This window comes from Kitasatospora sp. NPDC015121 (assembly GCF_055562955.1).
In genome coordinates, this window is sequence record NZ_JBVHEH010000003.1 from 233098 (window position 1) to 249324 (window position 16227).

The 16227-nt window shown below is 74.5% G+C and carries 11 protein-coding genes and 3 tRNA genes; 8 read left to right on the forward strand and 6 right to left on the reverse strand.

The features are described 5' to 3' along the window. Window positions 1-455 precede the first annotated feature (455 nt). On the forward strand, window positions 456-2735 hold the full coding sequence (locus tag ACZ3J7_RS05040; protein ID WP_465616963.1) for a M9 family metallopeptidase: 2280 nt from the start codon (window positions 456-458) through the stop codon (window positions 2733-2735). 298 nt (window positions 2736-3033) lie between these two features. Here the strand turns inward: ACZ3J7_RS05040 and ACZ3J7_RS05045 are convergent. Further along, window positions 3034-3107, reverse strand: a tRNA-Ile gene (locus tag ACZ3J7_RS05045). 287 nt (window positions 3108-3394) lie between these two features. On the opposite strand from ACZ3J7_RS05045, the gene ACZ3J7_RS05050 reads away from it, so the two are divergent. After that, on the forward strand, window positions 3395-4270 hold the full coding sequence (locus ACZ3J7_RS05050; protein ID WP_465616965.1) for a trypsin-like serine peptidase: 876 nt from the start codon (window positions 3395-3397) through the stop codon (window positions 4268-4270). A gap of 137 nt (window positions 4271-4407) precedes the next feature. After that, on the forward strand, window positions 4408-5196 hold the full coding sequence (locus ACZ3J7_RS05055) for a trypsin-like serine peptidase (protein WP_465616967.1): 789 nt from the start codon (window positions 4408-4410) through the stop codon (window positions 5194-5196). Window positions 5197-5309: 113 nt separating this feature from the next. Here the strand turns inward: ACZ3J7_RS05055 and ACZ3J7_RS05060 are convergent. Continuing rightward, a tRNA-Asn gene (locus ACZ3J7_RS05060) sits at window positions 5310-5382 on the reverse strand. 5 nt (window positions 5383-5387) lie between these two features. Next, window positions 5388-5460 (reverse strand) — tRNA-Asn (locus tag ACZ3J7_RS05065). Window positions 5461-5772: 312 nt separating this feature from the next. Between ACZ3J7_RS05065 and ACZ3J7_RS05070 the strand changes: the two genes are divergently transcribed. The 3 genes from ACZ3J7_RS05070 to ACZ3J7_RS05080 all read left to right on the forward strand — a co-directional run bounded on the left by ACZ3J7_RS05070 (window position 5773) and on the right by ACZ3J7_RS05080 (window position 9112). Then, window positions 5773-6066, forward strand: a complete 294-nt coding sequence (locus ACZ3J7_RS05070) for a hypothetical protein (protein WP_033215863.1) — start codon at window positions 5773-5775, stop codon at window positions 6064-6066. 131 nt (window positions 6067-6197) lie between these two features. After that, window positions 6198-7628: an FGGY family carbohydrate kinase gene (locus ACZ3J7_RS05075; RefSeq protein ID WP_465616969.1), complete on the forward strand. Its 1431-nt coding sequence runs from the start codon at window positions 6198-6200 to the stop codon at window positions 7626-7628. 77 nt (window positions 7629-7705) lie between these two features. Then, window positions 7706-9112 (forward strand): glutamate decarboxylase, encoded by a 1407-nt coding sequence (locus tag ACZ3J7_RS05080; protein ID WP_465616971.1) that lies wholly within the window; start codon window positions 7706-7708, stop codon window positions 9110-9112. Between the two features lie 177 nt (window positions 9113-9289). Here ACZ3J7_RS05080 and ACZ3J7_RS05085 read toward each other — a convergent pair whose 3' ends face one another. The 3 genes from ACZ3J7_RS05085 to ACZ3J7_RS05095 all read right to left on the reverse strand — a co-directional run bounded on the left by ACZ3J7_RS05085 (window position 9290) and on the right by ACZ3J7_RS05095 (window position 13957). Beyond that, window positions 9290-10495: an RNA polymerase sigma factor gene (locus ACZ3J7_RS05085; RefSeq protein ID WP_465616973.1), complete on the reverse strand. Its 1206-nt coding sequence runs from the start codon at window positions 10493-10495 to the stop codon at window positions 9290-9292. A gap of 157 nt (window positions 10496-10652) precedes the next feature. Next, on the reverse strand, window positions 10653-12560 hold the full coding sequence (dnaG, locus tag ACZ3J7_RS05090) for a DNA primase (protein ID WP_465616975.1): 1908 nt from the start codon (window positions 12558-12560) through the stop codon (window positions 10653-10655). A 125-nt stretch (window positions 12561-12685) separates the two neighbouring features. Beyond that, complete coding sequence (locus ACZ3J7_RS05095) at window positions 12686-13957, reverse strand: deoxyguanosinetriphosphate triphosphohydrolase (RefSeq protein WP_465616977.1); 1272 nt, start codon at window positions 13955-13957, stop codon at window positions 12686-12688. Between the two features lie 189 nt (window positions 13958-14146). Here ACZ3J7_RS05095 and ACZ3J7_RS05100 point away from each other — a divergent pair, with 189 nt between their 5' ends. Together ACZ3J7_RS05100 and ACZ3J7_RS05105 are read left to right on the forward strand one after the other, a co-directional pair. Further along, window positions 14147-14788 (forward strand): helix-turn-helix domain-containing protein, encoded by a 642-nt coding sequence (locus ACZ3J7_RS05100; RefSeq protein ID WP_465616979.1) that lies wholly within the window; start codon window positions 14147-14149, stop codon window positions 14786-14788. 137 nt (window positions 14789-14925) lie between these two features. Further along, the gene (locus ACZ3J7_RS05105; RefSeq protein ID WP_465616980.1) at window positions 14926-16176 is read left to right on the forward strand and encodes an MFS transporter; all 1251 of its coding nucleotides are present in this window, start codon (window positions 14926-14928) and stop codon (window positions 16174-16176) included. The last annotated feature ends 51 nt before the right edge of the window (window positions 16177-16227 follow it).

A 16227-nucleotide genomic window follows, 5' to 3' on the forward strand; every position in this document is an offset into this window, starting at 1 on the left:
CCGACTCCATGGTCGCCCCGGCCCCGGCCGCGTTCCGTCGGCGAACCGGCCGGTTCGGGCGGGCGTTCCGGTGGACCCCGGCATCAGCCGATCGGTCGATGCGTCAGCGCGTCGGGCGTGTTCTCGCAGCTCAGCTCGGGTGCGGGGGCGTCGGCGCGGCCCGGGCCGCGCCGACTGCGGCTGCCGTGACCAAAAAGTTTCCCACCGGCACCCGAACGGAATCCGAACATCGGACGACGGCCCGTCCACCCCGAGCCGTGCGCCGGTCGACCTGCGGTTATCCACCGCCGGGCGGCCCGACCGCCGGGCCGGCCGGGACTGCCGGGCGTGCGCGGCGGCGTCCGGCCCGCGGTTTCGGCCCTTCCCTCCCGCTGTGATCTATGCCATTTTACATGTCACACATCAGATGGTCGGCGCCCTCAGGTCGACCGCCTCAACCGCTCGGAGCCCCCACCGTGCGTCACATCCGCATATCGATGGCCCAGTTGGGCCGGGTGTTCGCCCTGGCGTTCGCACTCGTGCTCACCATCGGACTGTTCTCCCCGCAAGGCAGCGCGTCCGCCGCCCCCGCCGCGACCGGCACCGGCGCCCCCGGTGAGTCGTCCGCCGCCCCGACCGCGCACCCCGTGCCGAAGTCGCCCGACGAGCCCGCGGACAGCCGTCCGACCCCGGGCGCGGTGCGGACCGGCACCGACGCCGCGCCGCAGAAGGCCGCCCAGAACGCCCCCACCGTCAAGGGCGACAAGAAGTTCGGCGCACCGGCCGCCGACGCGAACGGCTGCGACACCTCGCTGTTCGGGTCCACCAGCGGCGACGCCCTGGTCAACGCGGTCAGGTCGGCTTCGCTGGACTGCGTGGGCAAGCTCTACAACATCACCGGCACCGACGCGAAGAACACCTTCCGCGAGCCGCAGATGGTCACCGTGGCCAACGCCCTGCGCACCGCCTCGGCGGGCTACGACGGCACCAACTCGGCCTCGGTCGCCCAGCTGGTCACCTTCCTGCGGGCCGGCTACTACGTCCAGTGGTACAACGCGGACACCGTCGGCCCGTACGGCGGCACGCTGCAGAGCGCGATCCGCGGCGCCCTGGACGCGTTCCACGCCGCCCCGCACGCCAAGGACGTCACCGAGGCCAACGGCCAGATCCTCTCCGAGGCCGTCATCCTGATCGACTCCGCCCAGGAGAACGCCCGCTACACCGGCGTGGTCAAGGACCTGCTCGACCGCTACACCCCCGCCTGGACCGGCGGCATGTGGTCGGCCGTCAACAACACCAAGCTGATCCTGGAGAACGGCCTCGGCGACGACGCGTTCAACGCCGCCCTGGTCGCCGACCCGGGCGTCGGCACCTCCATCGCCTCCTTCGTCAAGCGCAACAGCTCGATGATCACCGGCGGCGACCTGGCCACCGGCCTCGGCATCGACCTCGGCTCCTTCCTGGAGCAGCCGGTGCTGCGGGCCCAGGCCCGCCCGCTGGTCAAGGACCTGGTCAACGCCTTCCCGCTGGTCGGCGCCACCGGCCCGCTCACCATGAACCTCGCCTGGTTCACGGAGAAGAAGGACGAGGGGCACTGCTCCTACTACGGCCTGTGCGACCTGCCGACCCGGCTGGTCCCGCTGGTCCTGACCGTCGACCGCGTCTGCAGCTCGACCCTGCACATCCGCGCCCAGGCCCTCAGCGCCACCGAGCTGGACGGGACCTGCGCCAGCCTCGCCAACGAGGACGCCCTCTTCCACAGCGTGGTCAAGGACGGCGGCCCGGTCGCCGACGACGTCAACACCGCCCTGGAGGTCGTGGTCTACGACTCCTCCTACGACTACCGCCTGTACGCCTGGTCGATGTTCGACATCGACGTCGACAACGGCGGCATGTACCTGGAGGGCACCCCGAGCCAGGCCGGCAACCAGGCCCGCTTCATCGCCCACGAGGCGGAGTGGCTGCGCCCGGCGTTCTCGGTCTGGAACCTCAACCACGAGTACGCGCACTACCTCGACGGCCGCTTCGACTTCTACGGCGACTACGAGGCCGGCCAGACCAACCCCAACATCTGGTGGATCGAGGGCTTCGCCGAGTACATGTCCTACACCTACCGGGACGTCCGCTACGACGAAGCGATCGCCCAGGCGGCCAAGGGCACGTACAAGCTGAGCACCCTGTTCGACACCACGTACGAGAACACCGACTCCACCCGCACCTACAACTGGGGCTACCTGGCCACCCGTTACATGCTGCAGTCCCACCCGCAGGACGTCGCCGCCTACCTGGGCCGGACCCGCACCGGCGACTACACCGGCGCCCGCGCCGTCATCACCGGCATCGGCACCTCCTACGACGCCGACTTCGCCACGTACCTGAAGGCCTGCGGCGCCGGCGACTGCGGCACCCTGCAGCCCGCCGCCGCGCCGCTCTGCGCCAACCAGGACACCCGCTGGTACGAGCAGAACTGCCGCCGCGACGGCGTCGCCGCCACCACCGGCAACTACAGCTACGCCTTCCTGAACCTGCCGGCCGGCGTGAAGCAGCTGACCATCACCACCAGCGGCGGCACCGGCGACGCGGACCTGTACTGGAACCCGTCCGCCTGGGCCACCACCGGGTCCTCCACCGCGAAGTCGACCAACACCGGCAACGGCGAGACGCTGACCCTCACCAACCCGCCCGCGGGCTGGGTGTACTTCAGCCTGTACGCGCGGAACGGCTTCTCCGGAGTCACCGTCACCACGCAGTACTGACCGCCCCCGTGACGACGGCGAGGCCCGCGGATCCCCGGATCCGCGGGCCTCGTCCGCGTTCCGGCCCGGTCAACGGGGGGCCGTTCCCGAAGGGGTGAACCCGCCCGGCCCCGGCGGCGCACCCGGCCCGGGTCCCGCGCCCGTTCCGGGGACGTTCCGCGGGCGTTCCACGGCGGGGCCCCGGGAGGCCGTTCCGGACCGCTCCCGGTGGGCGCTACCGTAGACCCGAAAACGCGGGGATTCGATGTTCTGCCTGGTCAGGGGGGATGTTCACCTGACGTTGCGTCAGCGGCCGAGGTAGGGCGGGTGGGACTCGAACCCACGACCAAGGGATTATGAGTCCCCTGCTCTAACCGGCTGAGCTACCGCCCCCCGACTCGACCCGCCGGGGCCGACGAAGCGGTCCTGGCAGCAGCAGACGGCCCCTCAGGGCCGCCCCCGGCAGCATAGCCGGTCGATCACCCGTGGTGCGCGCCGGGGGCGCATCCGGGTACGCACGGCCCGCCGCCCGTCCGCGCGTCACCCGGCGGCCCGGACGGCTCCCCCGAACGGCGGCCCGGCCGGGGCCGAACGGGGTCCGGTGGCGCCGGTGGCGGGGGGGCCGGTCGGCGGGCGACGCTGGAGCGTCGGGTTGGCGCGAGCGGGAGCGGGTGGCCGGGATGAAGCGGTCCGCGGGTGCGGCGGCGTGGACGGCGGCACTGGTGCTGGCGGCGGTCGGTTGCGGCTCCGCGGCCACCACCACGGGTGCGGCCGCCCCGTCCCCCGCACCGACCCCGGCCACCCTCCCGGCGGGCGCCCCGGCCGCCGCCGTCGCGCACGGCTGGGGCCGGGAGCGGCTGCTGGCCGCGGTCGACCGGCACCGGGGGACGACCCGCACCGTCGCGCCGACCGAGCCGAACAGCCGGGTCGGCGCGGTCTTCACCCACGGCACCGACGGCGACCACTTCTGCACCGCCAGCGTGGTCGACAGCCCCGGCCGGAACCTGATCCTGACCGCCGCGCACTGCCTGGTCGAACCCCGGACCGGCCGGACCCGCGCCGACCTGGTGTTCGTCCCCGGCTACCGGAACGGCGACGCCCCGTCCGGGGTCTGGCCGATCGACCGGGTCACCGTCGACCCGAGCTGGCGGCACGGCGGCAACGCGGACCTGGACGTGGCCTTCGCGACCGTCCGGCCGCAGGACGGGCACCAGGTGCAGGAGGTGCTGGGCGGCAACCGGCTCGGCACCGACCAGGGCCACACCCTGCCGGTGCGGGTCACCGGCTACCCGAGCAGCACCGACCAGCCGATCACCTGCGCCGCCACCACCACCGAGCAGAGCCCCACCCAGCTGCGGATCGACTGCCCCGGCTACACCGGCGGCACCAGCGGCAGCCCCTGGGTCACCCGCCTCGACCCGGCGACCCGCACCGGCACCGTGGTCGGCGTGATCGGCGGCTACCAGGAGGGCGGCGACACCGCCGACACCTCCTACAGCAGCTACTTCGGCGCCCCGGTCCGGGCGCTCTACCAGCAGGCCGCCGGCGGCTCGTGACCGCGCGTCGGGACGGCGGGCGGGCGGCCGTCCAGGCCTTTCCCGCCGGCGGTTGCCCGGCCCGCGCGGGCCCTGGTAGACCTTGCAGCGACCGCCGCCCGGCCCCCGGGCGGGCCGCCGAGCGGAAGCGAGCCACGGTGCCGCGCACCTCCCCCAGCCCCGGCCCCCGGCCGGCCGCCGCCGGTGCGCTGGCGCTGCTGCTGGCCGCCGCCGTGGCGGGCTGCGGCTCCTCCGACGGCGAGCGGCCCACCGCCGGGCGCCCCGCGGGCGGCCCGTCGGCCACCGCCCGGCCCGCCCCGGCCGGCCCGGCGTCCGACCGGATCGGCGCCCTGTTCGTCGACGGCCCCGACGGCGCCCGGGCCTGCACCGCGGGCGTGGTGCACAGCCCCGACCGGAACCTGCTGATCACCGCCGCCCACTGCGCGGCCCCCGGCGGCGTCCCGCTGGACGGCCTGGTGTTCGTCCCCGGCTACCGGGACGGCCGGACCCCGTACGGCACGTGGCCGGTCACCGGCGTCACCGTCGACCCGGCCTGGGAGGACGGGCAGGACGAGGACCGGGACGTCGCCTTCCTCACCGTCGGCCCGGTCGACGGCCGGCCGGTCGAGGACGCGGTGGGCGCCGACGCGCTCGCGGCCGACGCCGAGGCAGGCTCCGGGCAGGAGGTCACCGTCACCGGCTACCCCAACGCCGACGACGCCCCGGTCACCTGCCGGGCCCGCGCCACCGCGTACGGCGCCACCCAGCAGCGCTTCGACTGCGCCGGGTTCACCAACGGCACCAGCGGCAGCCCGTGGATCACCGGCGCGGGCCGGGTGGTCGGGGTGATAGGCGGCTACCAGGAGGGCGGCGACACCGCCGACACCTCGTACAGCGTGCGCTTCGACGCGCACGTCACCGAGCTGTACCGGCGGGCCGCCGGCTGAGCGGCCCCGGGGCGGGGCGGGGGCCAGGGCTGCGGGGGCCGGGAAACACGAAGGCCCCCCGGGCCGGCCGGGAGGCCTTCGCTCTGTACCGATCACCGAGACTTCCGGTGAAGCTCCCCCAATTGGACTCGAACCAATAACCTGCCGATTAACAGTCGGCTGCTCTGCCAATTGAGCTATGGGGGACCGCGCTCCTCCAATTGGACTCGAACCAATAACCTGCCGATTAACAGTCGGCTGCTCTGCCAATTGAGCTATGGAGGATCGTGCTTCCGCTTCGACCACCCCGGTCTCCGGATCGCTCCGGGGCCCACGGTGCTCGCTGCGGGACATACATTAGCGCACTCAGGGGGGTGTTCCGCCAATCGCTTTCCCCGGCGTCCTCCCCCACCTCCGGCCGGTCCCGCCCGCCGGGTCGGACCGGCGCGCCCCGCGCGCGCCCCGGGGCGCGGGCGGGGATGCTGGTGCACGGCGGTCCGGTCGGCCCGGAACCGCCACCGGAAGCGCGGTTCACGACCCGGCCGGACGGGTAGACGCGGCACACAATCGCGCGGCGAGGAAGGGTGGAACCCAGGCATGTGGAAGGTGTCGTTGATCGTGGGCCTCGGGATCGGGTACGTCCTCGGTACCCGGGCCGGACGCGAGCGGTACGAGCAGTTGGCCGGCGCGGCCCGGCACGTGCGGGAGAACCCGCGGGTGCAGGACGCCGCGGAGAAGGCCAAGCAGCAGGCGGGCGCGGTCGCCGGGAAGGCCGCCGGGGCGGTCGCCGACAAGGTCGGCGAGAAGCTGCCGAACGCGCTGACCGAGCGCGTCCCGTACTTCGCCAAGCAGCACGGCGAGGACGACGGCTGGGGCACCGTCCGCCCCTGAGCCGGCGGAATCCGCCGCAGGCCCGCTGAGCTGGGCCGGAGGGTCGCCGGACGGGGTGGTTCCGGTACCGACTGGGCAACACTTGCGGCAGTCGGCCCCGCCCCGGCCGCCGACTGCGGCATGATCTCGGCATGGCCATCGTCGCGGGCATCGACAGCTCCACCACTCGCACCCGGATCGTCGCGTGCGACGCCGACACCGGCGCCGTGCTCCGACAGGGCCGGGCCCCCCACCCGGTGATCGAGGGCGAGGAGGGCCGGAGCACCGAGGTCGACCCGCAGACCTGGCTGCACTCGCTGGGCGACGCCGCCGCCGGGGGCCTGCTGGAGGGCGTCCGGGCGATCGGCGTCTCCGCCCAGCAGCACGGCCTGATCGGCCTGGACGCCGGGGGCGTGCTGGTGCGGCCCGCGCTGCTCTGGAACGACCCCCGCTCGGCGGGCTCGGCCGCCGCGCTGCTGGACGCGCTGGGCGGCCCGCAGCCCTGGGTGGAGGCGATCGGCGCCGTCCCCGGCCCCACGTACACCATCGCCAAGCTGCGCTGGCTGGCCGAGTTCGAACCGGCCTCGGCGCAGCGGATCGCCGAGGTGCTGCTGCCGCACGACTGGCTGGTCTCCCAGCTGCTGGGCGGCCCGAAGCGGCGCACCACCGACCGGGGCGACGCCTCCGGCACCGGCTACTGGTCGCCGGTCACCGGCGAGTACCGGCAGGACCTGATCAAGCTGGCGCTCGGCCACGAGCTGGGCGTCCCGCACGTGCTCGGCCCGGCCGAGCCCGCCGGGCACACCCCCGAGGGGCTGCTGATCTCGGCCGGCACCGGCGAGAACATGGCGGCCTCGCTCGGCCTCGGCCTGGGCCTGGGCGACGCGGTGGTGTCGCTGGGCGGCAACGGGACGATCTTCGCGGTGCACGACCGGGCCGTGGTCGACCCGTCCGGGCTGGTCTCCTCGTTCGCGGACGCCACCGGCCGGCACCTGCCGATGGTGGCCACCCTGAACGCGGCCCAGGTGCTGCGCTCCACCGCGGCGATGCTCGGCACCGACCTGGCGGGCCTGTCCGAGCTGGCGCTGCAGTCCTCGCCCGGCGCGTACGGGATGGTCTTCCTGCCCTACCTGGACGGCGAGCGGACCCCGAAGCTGCCGCACGCGGCGGGCACCCTGACCGGGCTGCGGGCCGAGTCGATGTCGCCGCAGCACGTGGCGCGGGCCGCCGTCGAGGGCATGCTGTGCAACCTGGCCGAGGCGCTGGACGTGCTGCGCGGGCACGGCGTGGCGGTGAACCGGGTGTTCCTGCTCGGTACGGCCGGGCGGCTGCCCGCGGTGCGGGAGATCGCGCCGCAGCTGTTCGGGCTGCCCGTGGCGGTGCCCCCGCCGGGCGACCACGCGGCGCGCGGCGCGGCCCGGCAGGCCGCCTGGGCGCTCGCCGGAACGCCCGAGCCCCCGAGCTGGGAGCTGCCCGACCTGACCGTGCTCGCCCCCGAGCAGGAGCACGACCTGGCGGTCGGCAGCGCGGTGCGCCAGCAGTTCGCGGCGGTGCGCGAGCAGTACCACCCGGAGACCGCCTGACCCCGCGCGGCCTGATGTGCGAGGGCTGCGGTCCGGTGCCACCGTGGAGGTTCCACGAGTGGAGGGACGTTCTCGCCATGGCGCTGCACAAGGGCAAGAAGGACGACGGGAAGCGGCTGCCGTTCAGCCCGCTGCACGTGCTGACCGACCCGCTGGGGGCGATGCAGCAGGCCCCGGCGCTGCACGAGCTGCCCCGGGTGCCGGTCCCGCCGTCCGTCGCCTACCAGCTGATCCACGACGAGCTGATGCTGGACGGCAACGCCAAGCTCAACCTGGCGACCTTCGTCACCACCCAGATGGACGAGTACGCGGACCGGCTGATGTCCGAGTGCCGCGACAAGAACATGATCGACAAGGACGAGTACCCGCAGACCGCCGAGCTGGAGCGGCGCTGCGTGGCCATCCTCGCCGACCTGTGGCACGCGCCCGACCCGGCGGCGGCGGTCGGCTGCTCGACCACCGGCTCCAGCGAGGCCTGCATGCTCGCCGGGATGGCCCTGAAGCGGCGCTGGACGGCCCGCAACGCCGACCGGTACGCGGCCGGGGCCCGGCCGAACCTGGTGATGGGCGTCAACGTGCAGGTCTGCTGGGAGAAGTTCTGCAACTTCTGGGAGGTCGAGGCGCGGCTGGTCCCGATGGCGGGCGAGCGCTTCCACCTGAGCGCCGAGGAGGCCGTCGCGCACTGCGACGAGAACACCATCGGCGTGGTCGGCGTGCTCGGCTCCACCTTCGACGGCTCGTACGAGCCGATCGCCGAGATCTGCGCCGCCCTGGACGCCTTCCAGCAGCGCACCGGCCTGGACGTGCCGGTGCACGTGGACGGGGCGTCCGGCGCGATGGTGGCGCCGTTCCTCGACCCCGAGCTGGTCTGGGACTTCCGGCTGCCCCGGGTGGCCTCGATCAACACCAGCGGGCACAAGTACGGCCTGGTCTACCCGGGCGTGGGGTGGGCGCTGTGGCGGGACGGCGCGGCGCTGCCCGAGGAGCTGGTGTTCAAGGTCAACTACCTGGGCGGCGAGATGCCGACCTTCGCGCTGAACTTCTCCCGGCCCGGGGCGGAGGTGGTCGCCCAGTACTACGCGTTCCTGCGGCTCGGCTTCACCGGCTACCACGCCGTCCAGCAGGCCTGCCGGGACGTCGCGCGGTACCTCGCGGCGGAGATCGGCGCGTGCGGACCGTTCCGGCTGATCACCGGGGGCGACCAGCTGCCGGTGTTCGCGTTCACCACCGTGGACGACTGCCCGTTCGACGTCTTCGACGTGTCGCGGCGGCTGCGCGAGCGCGGCTGGCAGGTGCCCGCGTACACCTTCCCGGAGGGGCGGACCGACCTGGCGGTGCTGCGGGTGGTCTGCCGCAACGGGTTCACCCGGGACCTCGCCGACCTGCTGCTCGCCGACCTGCGGCGGCTGCTGCCCGAGCTGGAGCGCCAGCCCGCGCCGCTCAGCGACCTGGGGATGCCGCAGCGCAGCGGGTTCCACCACTGAACGGCCCGGGGTCCTAGGCCCTCTCTTTCGGATCTTGTCGGATCAGCGCGCGGCATTGGGCGCCCGGCTGGGAGTGCCGGCCCGACGCCCTCGTACTGGATGTACTTGGGTGTGGGGCCGGTGCTTCCAGGCGGGATGCCCGGCGTCGGGCGCCCGGCAAGATCCGAAAGAGAGGGCCTAGTCGAGGTAGCCGCGGAGCTGGTCGGCGAAGGCGTGGTCGCGCAGCTTGCCGAGGGTCTTCGCCTCGATCTGCCGGATCCGCTCCCGGGTCACCCCGAACAGGTGGCCGATCTCCTCCAGGGTGCGGGGGCGGCCGTCGTCCAGGCCGTAGCGGAGCTGGACCACTTGGCGCTCGCGCTCGCCGAGGGTGGCCAGCACCGCCTCCAGGTGCTCGCGCAGCAGCAGGAACGCGGCGCTCTCGGGCGGGGACGCGGCGTCGGCGTCCTCGATCAGGTCGCCGAGGGCGACGTCGTCCTCCTCGCCGACCGGGGTGTGCAGCGAGACCGGCTCCTGGGCCAGTTTCAGCACCTCCCGGACCCGCTCCGGCGGCAGCTGCAGCACCTCGCCGACCTCGGCGGCGGTCGGCTCGACGCCGCGCTCCTGCAGCAGCGAGCGCTGCACCCGCAGCACCCGGTTGATCAGCTCGACCACGTGCACCGGCACCCGGATGGTGCGGGCCTGGTCGGCGAGGGCCCGGCTCATCGCCTGGCGTATCCACCAGGTGGCGTAGGTGGAGAACTTGTAGCCGCGCGCGTAGTCGAACTTCTCCACCGCCCGGATCAGGCCGACGTTGCCCTCCTGGACCAGGTCGAGCAGGGTCAGGCCGCGCCCGACGTAGCGCTTGGCGACCGAGACCACTAGCCGCAGGTTCGCCTCGATCAGCCGCCGCTTGGCGATCCGGCCCAGCACCACCAGCCGGTCCAGGTCGCCGAGCAGGCGCTCGTCGGCGGGCAGGCGCTCGTCGGCGGGCGGGACGCGGTCCAGCGCCTCCTCCGCGAACAGGCCGGCCTCGATCGCACGGGCCAGCTCCACCTCCTCGACGGCGGTCAGCAGCCGGATCCGGCCGATCTCGCGCAGGTACTGGCGCAGCAGGTCGGCGGCCGGGCCGGTGCCCTCGTCCAGCGCGGGTTCCGGCGGCTCGTCGGCCGCCAGCTCCTCGGCGGTCGGGCCGTCCTCGGTGGCGGGGTCCTCCTCGGTGGCGGGGCCGTCCTCGGTGGCGGGGCCGTCCTCGGTGGTCGGGCCCTCCTCGGTGGCGGCCGGGCTCGCGGGGGCGGGTGCGGCGGGGCCGGGGCCGGGGTCGGTGGGGGCGGGCTGGGGCGGGATCGCGGCGTCCCGGGCGGGGGCGGTCTGGGGCGGGCGGGCGACGGAAAGCTCCACGGGCATCCCTCCAGGGGCCGCGCGCGGCCTGGGGGTCGGCCGCGCCACACCCCAGGGGATACCCAGCGCGGCGGGCCCGGGCACCTGCGAGCGGGCGCGAGCCGGTCGGACGGCACCGCACGGCGGGCCGGGTGCCACCCGGGCGGAGCGGGCCGACGCCGCGTCAGAGCGCGGCGGCGCCCCGGGAACGGAGCTGCTGGCCGTACTGCTGCAGGGCCCAGAGCTCGCTCTGCACCGGATGCTGCTCCTCGGCGGTGGCCCGGTCGCCGAGTCGACGCAGGTGGGCGCGGACCTCGTCGATCCGGCGGTCCACGGCCTGCAGGCGCAGCTTCACCAGGAACTCCCCCGCGTACAGCTGGTCGGCCTTGCGGCGGGTGCGGATCGGTTCGACGGTCAGCTCGGTGACCAGGCCGCGCACCTGGTCGTCCGGGCTGGCCTCGCGGACGGCGGCGGTGAAGTCGGGCAGGCCCGCGCCGTACGCGGTGCCGCCGGCCTGGCCGATGGCGCGGCGGACGGCCCGGTACGGCGGGGTGGGGAACTCGTCCTCGCCGTACTGGTCGAAGGCCGGGCTGACCAGGTCGGGGTGCTGGAGGGCGAGCTTGAGCAGCTCGCGCTCGACGAACTGGGCCGGGTCGCGCGGGTTGAGCCGGAACGCGGGCCGTTCGGGGCGGACCGGCTGCGGGGCGGCCTCGGGGCGGCGCAGCGTGCGCTGCTGGCCGCTCTGCTGGTTCTCGCGCTGCCAGCGGGCGAGTTGGGCGATCCGGTTGACCACGAAGCGCTCGTCCAGGATGCCGACCATGCCGGCCAGCTGGACGGCGTACTCGTGCTGGATCGACCGGTCCTTGATCTTGACGATGATCCCGGCGGCCTCCTCCAGCGCGGCGGCCCGGCCCTCCGCGGTGTCCACCCGGTGCCGGGCGACGGCCGAGCGGAGCGCGAACTCGAACAGCGGGACGGGGTTGTCCACCAGGGTGCGGACCGCCTCGTCGCCCTGGGCCAGGCGCAGCTCGCACGGGTCCATGCCGCCCGGGGTGATGGCGATGGAGGTGCGGGCGGCGAACTTCTGGTCGTCCTCGAAGGCGCGCAGGGCGGCCTTCTGGCCGGCCGCGTCGCCGTCGAAGGTGAAGACCGTCTCGCCGCGGTAGGTGGAGGTGTCCATCAGCAGCCGGCGGATGATCTTGATGTGGTCCTCGCCGAAGGCGGTGCCGCAGGTGGCCACGGCCGTGGTGACGCCCGCCAGGTGGCAGGCCATCACGTCGGTGTAGCCCTCGACCACCACCGCCCGGCCGGACTTGGCGATCTCCTTGCGGGCCAGGTCGATGCCGTACAGGACGTTCGACTTCTTGTAGAGCGGCGTCTCGGGGGTGTTCAGGTACTTCGGGCCGTTGTCGTCCTCGCGCAGCCGGCGCGCACCGAAGCCGACCACGTCGCCCGCGCTGTCCCGGATCGGCCAGACCAGCCGACCCCGGAAGCGGTCGATCAGGCCGCCGCGCTGGCCCTGCGAGGCCAGGCCGCCGACCGAAATCTCCTTGTCGGTGAAGCCCCGGCCGCGCAGGAAGCGCACCAGGTGCTCCCAGCCGACCGGCGCGTAGCCCACCCCGAAGTGCTTGGCGGCGGCCTCGTCGAAGCCCCGCTCGGCCAGGAAGCGGCGGCCGATCTCCGCCTCCGGCGTGGCCAGTTGCTCCTGGAACCAGGCGGCGGCCACCTTGTGCGCCTCGACCAGCCTGGTCCGCTCGCCCTGCTGGTGGCGCGGGCTGTAGCCGCCCTCCTCGTAGCGCAGCGTGATGCCCGCCTGGGCGGCCATCCGCTCGACCGCCTCCGCGAACGAGCAGTGCTCGATCTTCATCAGGAAGGTGATCGTGTCCCCGGACTCGCCGCAGCCGAAGCAGTGGAAGACGCCCTTGCCCGGGTGCACGTAGAAGGACGCCGACTTCTCGTCGTGGAACGGACAGACGCCCTTGAGCTGCGCACCGCCGCCCGCCGCCAGCTGCACGTAGTCGCCGACCACGGCGTCGATCGGCAGGGCGGCACGCACCGCCTGCACATCCTCGTCCCTGATCCGACCGGCCACCGGGAAAGTCTACGGGAGCGGGTCTGACACTCCGGGCCCCTCGGTCCGCCGCCCGGCCCGTCGGCGTGCGGAGCCGGCCCGTCGGCGCGTGGGGGCGGCGCGTGCGGGCGGCCCGTGGGGGCGGGCTAGGCGACCAGCTTGGCGTGCAGGGCGAGCGCGGAGGCGTCGGTGAGGGTGGCGATCTGGTCGATCACGGTGCGCAGCGCGGCCCGGTCGTCCTCCGCCTCCTCGTACTGGGCGGCGAACACCGGGTCCAGCCGGTGCGGGGCGTCGTTCAGCAGCACGTCGGCCAGCTCGGCGATCACCACCCGCTGGCGGGAGCGGAGTTGGGCCTGCTCGTCGCGCTGCATCACGTACCGGACGGCGACCGCCTTGAGCACCGCGCACTCCAGCCGGACGCCGCGCGGGACGACCAGCTCGGCGGCGTACCTGGTGAGGGGGCCGGAGCCGTGGCGGGCCCGGGTGGCCTGCTCGGCGGCCAGGCAGAAGCGGCCGATCAGCTGGCTGGTGAGGTCCTTCAGCCCGGCCCGGGCGCGGGCGGTGCCGTCGTAGCCGGCCGGCCACCAGTCCTGCGCCCGCAGGCGGTCCAGGGCCTCGGCGAACTCGGCCTCCTCGGCGTCGGCGAACCGCTCGGCGACCTTGAACAGTTCGGCGCGCTCGGTCGCGGAGCGCAGCGCGGCCGGGTCGATGTGGCCGGCCTGCAGGCCGTCCTCCACGTCGTGGGTGGAGTACGCGACGTCGTCGGACCAGTCCATCACGGTGGCCTCGAAGCACTTGCGACCGTCGGGCACGCCGGTGCGCAGCCAGCGGAACACCGGCAGGTCGTCCCCGTAGACGCCGTACTTGGTGGAGCCGGGGTCGGCGGGGTGCCGCCCGCGCGCCCACGGGTACTTGGTCGCGGCGTCCAGCGCGGCGCGGGTCAGGTTCAGGCCGACGCTGCGGCCGGGCCAGGGGGCCAGCCGGACCTCGGGCTCGTCCAGCGGGGCGAAGCGCTTGGGCTCCAGCCGGGTCAGGATGCGCAGCGACTGCGCGTTGCCCTCGAAGCCGCCGCAGGCCTCGGCGGCCTGGTCGAGCGCCTCCTCGCCGGTGTGGCCGAACGGCGGGTGGCCGATGTCGTGGGCCAGGCAGGCGGTCTCCACCAGGTCCGGATCGCAGCCGAGCGCCGCCCCCAGCTCGCGGCCGACCTGCGCGCACTCCAGCGAGTGGGTCAGCCTGGTCCGCGGGAAGTCGCTGCGCATCGGCGCGACCACCTGGGTCGTCCCCGCCAGCCGGCGCAGCGCGGCGGAGTGCAGCACCCGGGCGCGGTCCCGCTGGAAGGCGGTGCGGCCGGGCCGCTTGTCGGGCTCGGGCACCCAGCGGGCCTCTGACTGCGGATCGTACGGAGCCGTGTTCTTCATAGGCCAGTCACCGTACGCCGGATGACGGACAACCGACCCTGCGCCGCGCGTACGGGGGCGCGAACGGGAGGTGGCGGGTGGGCGGGCGGCGGGGTGGTGGCGGGGTGGTGGCGGGGCGGACCGGAAGTTGCAGAGGAAACTCTGCAAAGAGGTCTATGCAGAGAGTTCTCTGCAATCTACGCTGGACCCATGACCGAGCACCGCCCCGAAGACTCCGAAGGCTCCGCCACCGCCCCGGCCTCCCCGCCCGCCGAAGGCGCCGCACCGCGCCGCCGGCTGGACGCCGGCTCGCTGCGCGGGCTCGCCCACCCGCTGCGGATGCGACTGCTGGACGAGCTGCGGCTGAACGGCCCGGCGACCTCCGCCCGGCTCTCCGAGCGCACCGGCGAGTCCACCGGCACCATCAGCTGGCACCTGCGGCACCTCGCCGAGCACGGCTTCATCGAGGAGGAACCCGGCCGCGGCACCAAGCGGGAACGCTGGTGGCGCGCCGCGCGCGGGGGCATCACGCTCGCCGCCACCGACTTCGACCGGGACCCGGGCGCCCGGGCCGCGCTCTCCGTCTTCCAGGCCGAGAACCTGCGCCGGCAGTACCAGCGGGTCGCCGACTCGATGGCCGCCGACTGGGAGGGCGAGTGGCGGGGCACCGGCTCCGTCTCCGACTGGAGCAACCTGCGCCTGACGCCCACCCAGCTCCAGGCCCTCGTCGACGAGCTGGCCGCCGTGGTCGCCCGGCACACCCCCGACCCGGACGCCGCCCCCGATCCGGCGGCGCGACCGGTCATCGTCCAGATCCAGGCACTGCCCCGAAAGGACCCCGACCGGCCATGACCGCGCCCGCACCCACCCCCGCGCCCGTTTCCGACGCCGCCTCCGGGTCCGCCCCCGTTTCCGGGTCCGCCTCCGGGTCCGCTCCCGTTTCCGCTTCCGGGCCCGTCGGGCTGCTGCGACGGCACCGCGACTTCCGGATGCTGTGGATCGGCGAGACCGCCAACAAGTACGGCTCCGCGGTCACCGGGCTGGCCCTGCCGCTGATCGCGGTCAGCACCCTGCATGCCAGCACCCTCCAGGTCGGCCTGCTCGGCGCCGCGGGCTGGCTGCCCTGGCTGCTGATCGGCCTGCCCGCCGGGGTGTGGGTGGACCGGCTGCGCTGCCGCCCGATCATGCTCACCGCGACCGCCGCCTCCCTGCTGCTGTACGCCACCGTCCCGCTGGCCGCGCTCGCCGGGGCGCTCACGCTGTGGCACCTGCTGGCCGTCGCGCTGCTCGCCGGGGCCGCCGAGGTGTTCTTCCAGACCGCGTACACCGCGTACCTGCCGCAGCTGCTGGCCCCCGCCGACCAGTCCGAGGGCAACGCCAAGCTGCACGGCAGCGCCTCGGCCGCGGGCATCGTCGGGCTGGGCAGCGGCGGTCTGATCGCGCAGCTGGCCGGGCCGGTCAGCGGGCTGCTGGCCAACACCGCGACCTTCCTGCTCTCGCTCTGCTGCACCGCCCGGATCGGCCACCGCGAACCGGCCCGCGCCGGCCGGCCCCGCCGGGCGCTGCGCCAGGAGGTCGGCGAGGGCCTGCGCCTGCTCGCCTCGGACGTCTGGTTCCGCACCTTCGCGCTGTTCGGCGCCGCGTCCAACCTGGTGCTGACCGGCTACCAGTCGCTGCTGGTGGTCTTCCTGATCCGCGAGGTCGGCGTCGGCGAGGGCACCGTCGGCCTGCTGGTCGCGCTGGCCTCCACCGGCGGCATCGTCGGCGCGGCCGTCGCCCGCCGGATCGCGGCCCGGCTCGGCACCTCGCGGGCGATGCTGGTGCTGGAGCTCGTCCTGCCCGCGCTGACCGTGCTCATCCCGCTGACCGGCCGCGGCGCCGGACTGGCCTGGTACCTGGTCGGCGGGTTCGGCGCCTCCTGCGGCGTCGTCGCGGGCAATGTCATCAAGGCGACCTTCCAGCAGCGCTACTGCCCGCCGGAGCTGCTCGGCCGGCTCTCCGCCAGCAGCGCGGTGCTCAACTTCGGGTCGATCCCGCTCGGCGCGCTGCTGGCCGGCGTCCTCGGCACCCAGCTCGGCGTGCGGCCCGCGCTGTGGCTGATGACCGTCGGCGTCCCGCTGGCCGCGCTGATCCTCTGGTGCTCGCCGCTGCGCCGGGTCCGCGACCTGCCCACCGAACGGCGCGCGCCGGCCCTCGGGAGCGGGCTGCCGCCGGTGCCGGCCGTCGGCACGGCGGGCTGACGGGCTGACGGGCTGACGGGCGGTGCCTGCCGGCCGGGCCGCCGGGGAGGG

Coding starts and splice junctions, on each gene's coding strand:
- ACZ3J7_RS05085 (WP_465616973.1), bottom strand. CDS start 10,495: ATGCCCGTGGAGCTTTCCGTCGCCCGCCCGCCCCAGACCGCCCCCGCC.
- ACZ3J7_RS05100 (WP_465616979.1), top strand. CDS start 14,147: ATGACCGAGCACCGCCCCGAAGACTCCGAAGGCTCCGCCACCGCCCCG.
- ACZ3J7_RS05075 (WP_465616969.1), top strand. CDS start 6,198: ATGGCCATCGTCGCGGGCATCGACAGCTCCACCACTCGCACCCGGATC.
- ACZ3J7_RS05095 (WP_465616977.1), bottom strand. CDS start 13,957: ATGAAGAACACGGCTCCGTACGATCCGCAGTCAGAGGCCCGCTGGGTG.
- ACZ3J7_RS05105 (WP_465616980.1), top strand. CDS start 14,926: ATGCTGTGGATCGGCGAGACCGCCAACAAGTACGGCTCCGCGGTCACC.
- ACZ3J7_RS05050 (WP_465616965.1), top strand. CDS start 3,395: ATGAAGCGGTCCGCGGGTGCGGCGGCGTGGACGGCGGCACTGGTGCTG.
- ACZ3J7_RS05070 (WP_033215863.1), top strand. CDS start 5,773: ATGTGGAAGGTGTCGTTGATCGTGGGCCTCGGGATCGGGTACGTCCTC.
- ACZ3J7_RS05080 (WP_465616971.1), top strand. CDS start 7,706: ATGGCGCTGCACAAGGGCAAGAAGGACGACGGGAAGCGGCTGCCGTTC.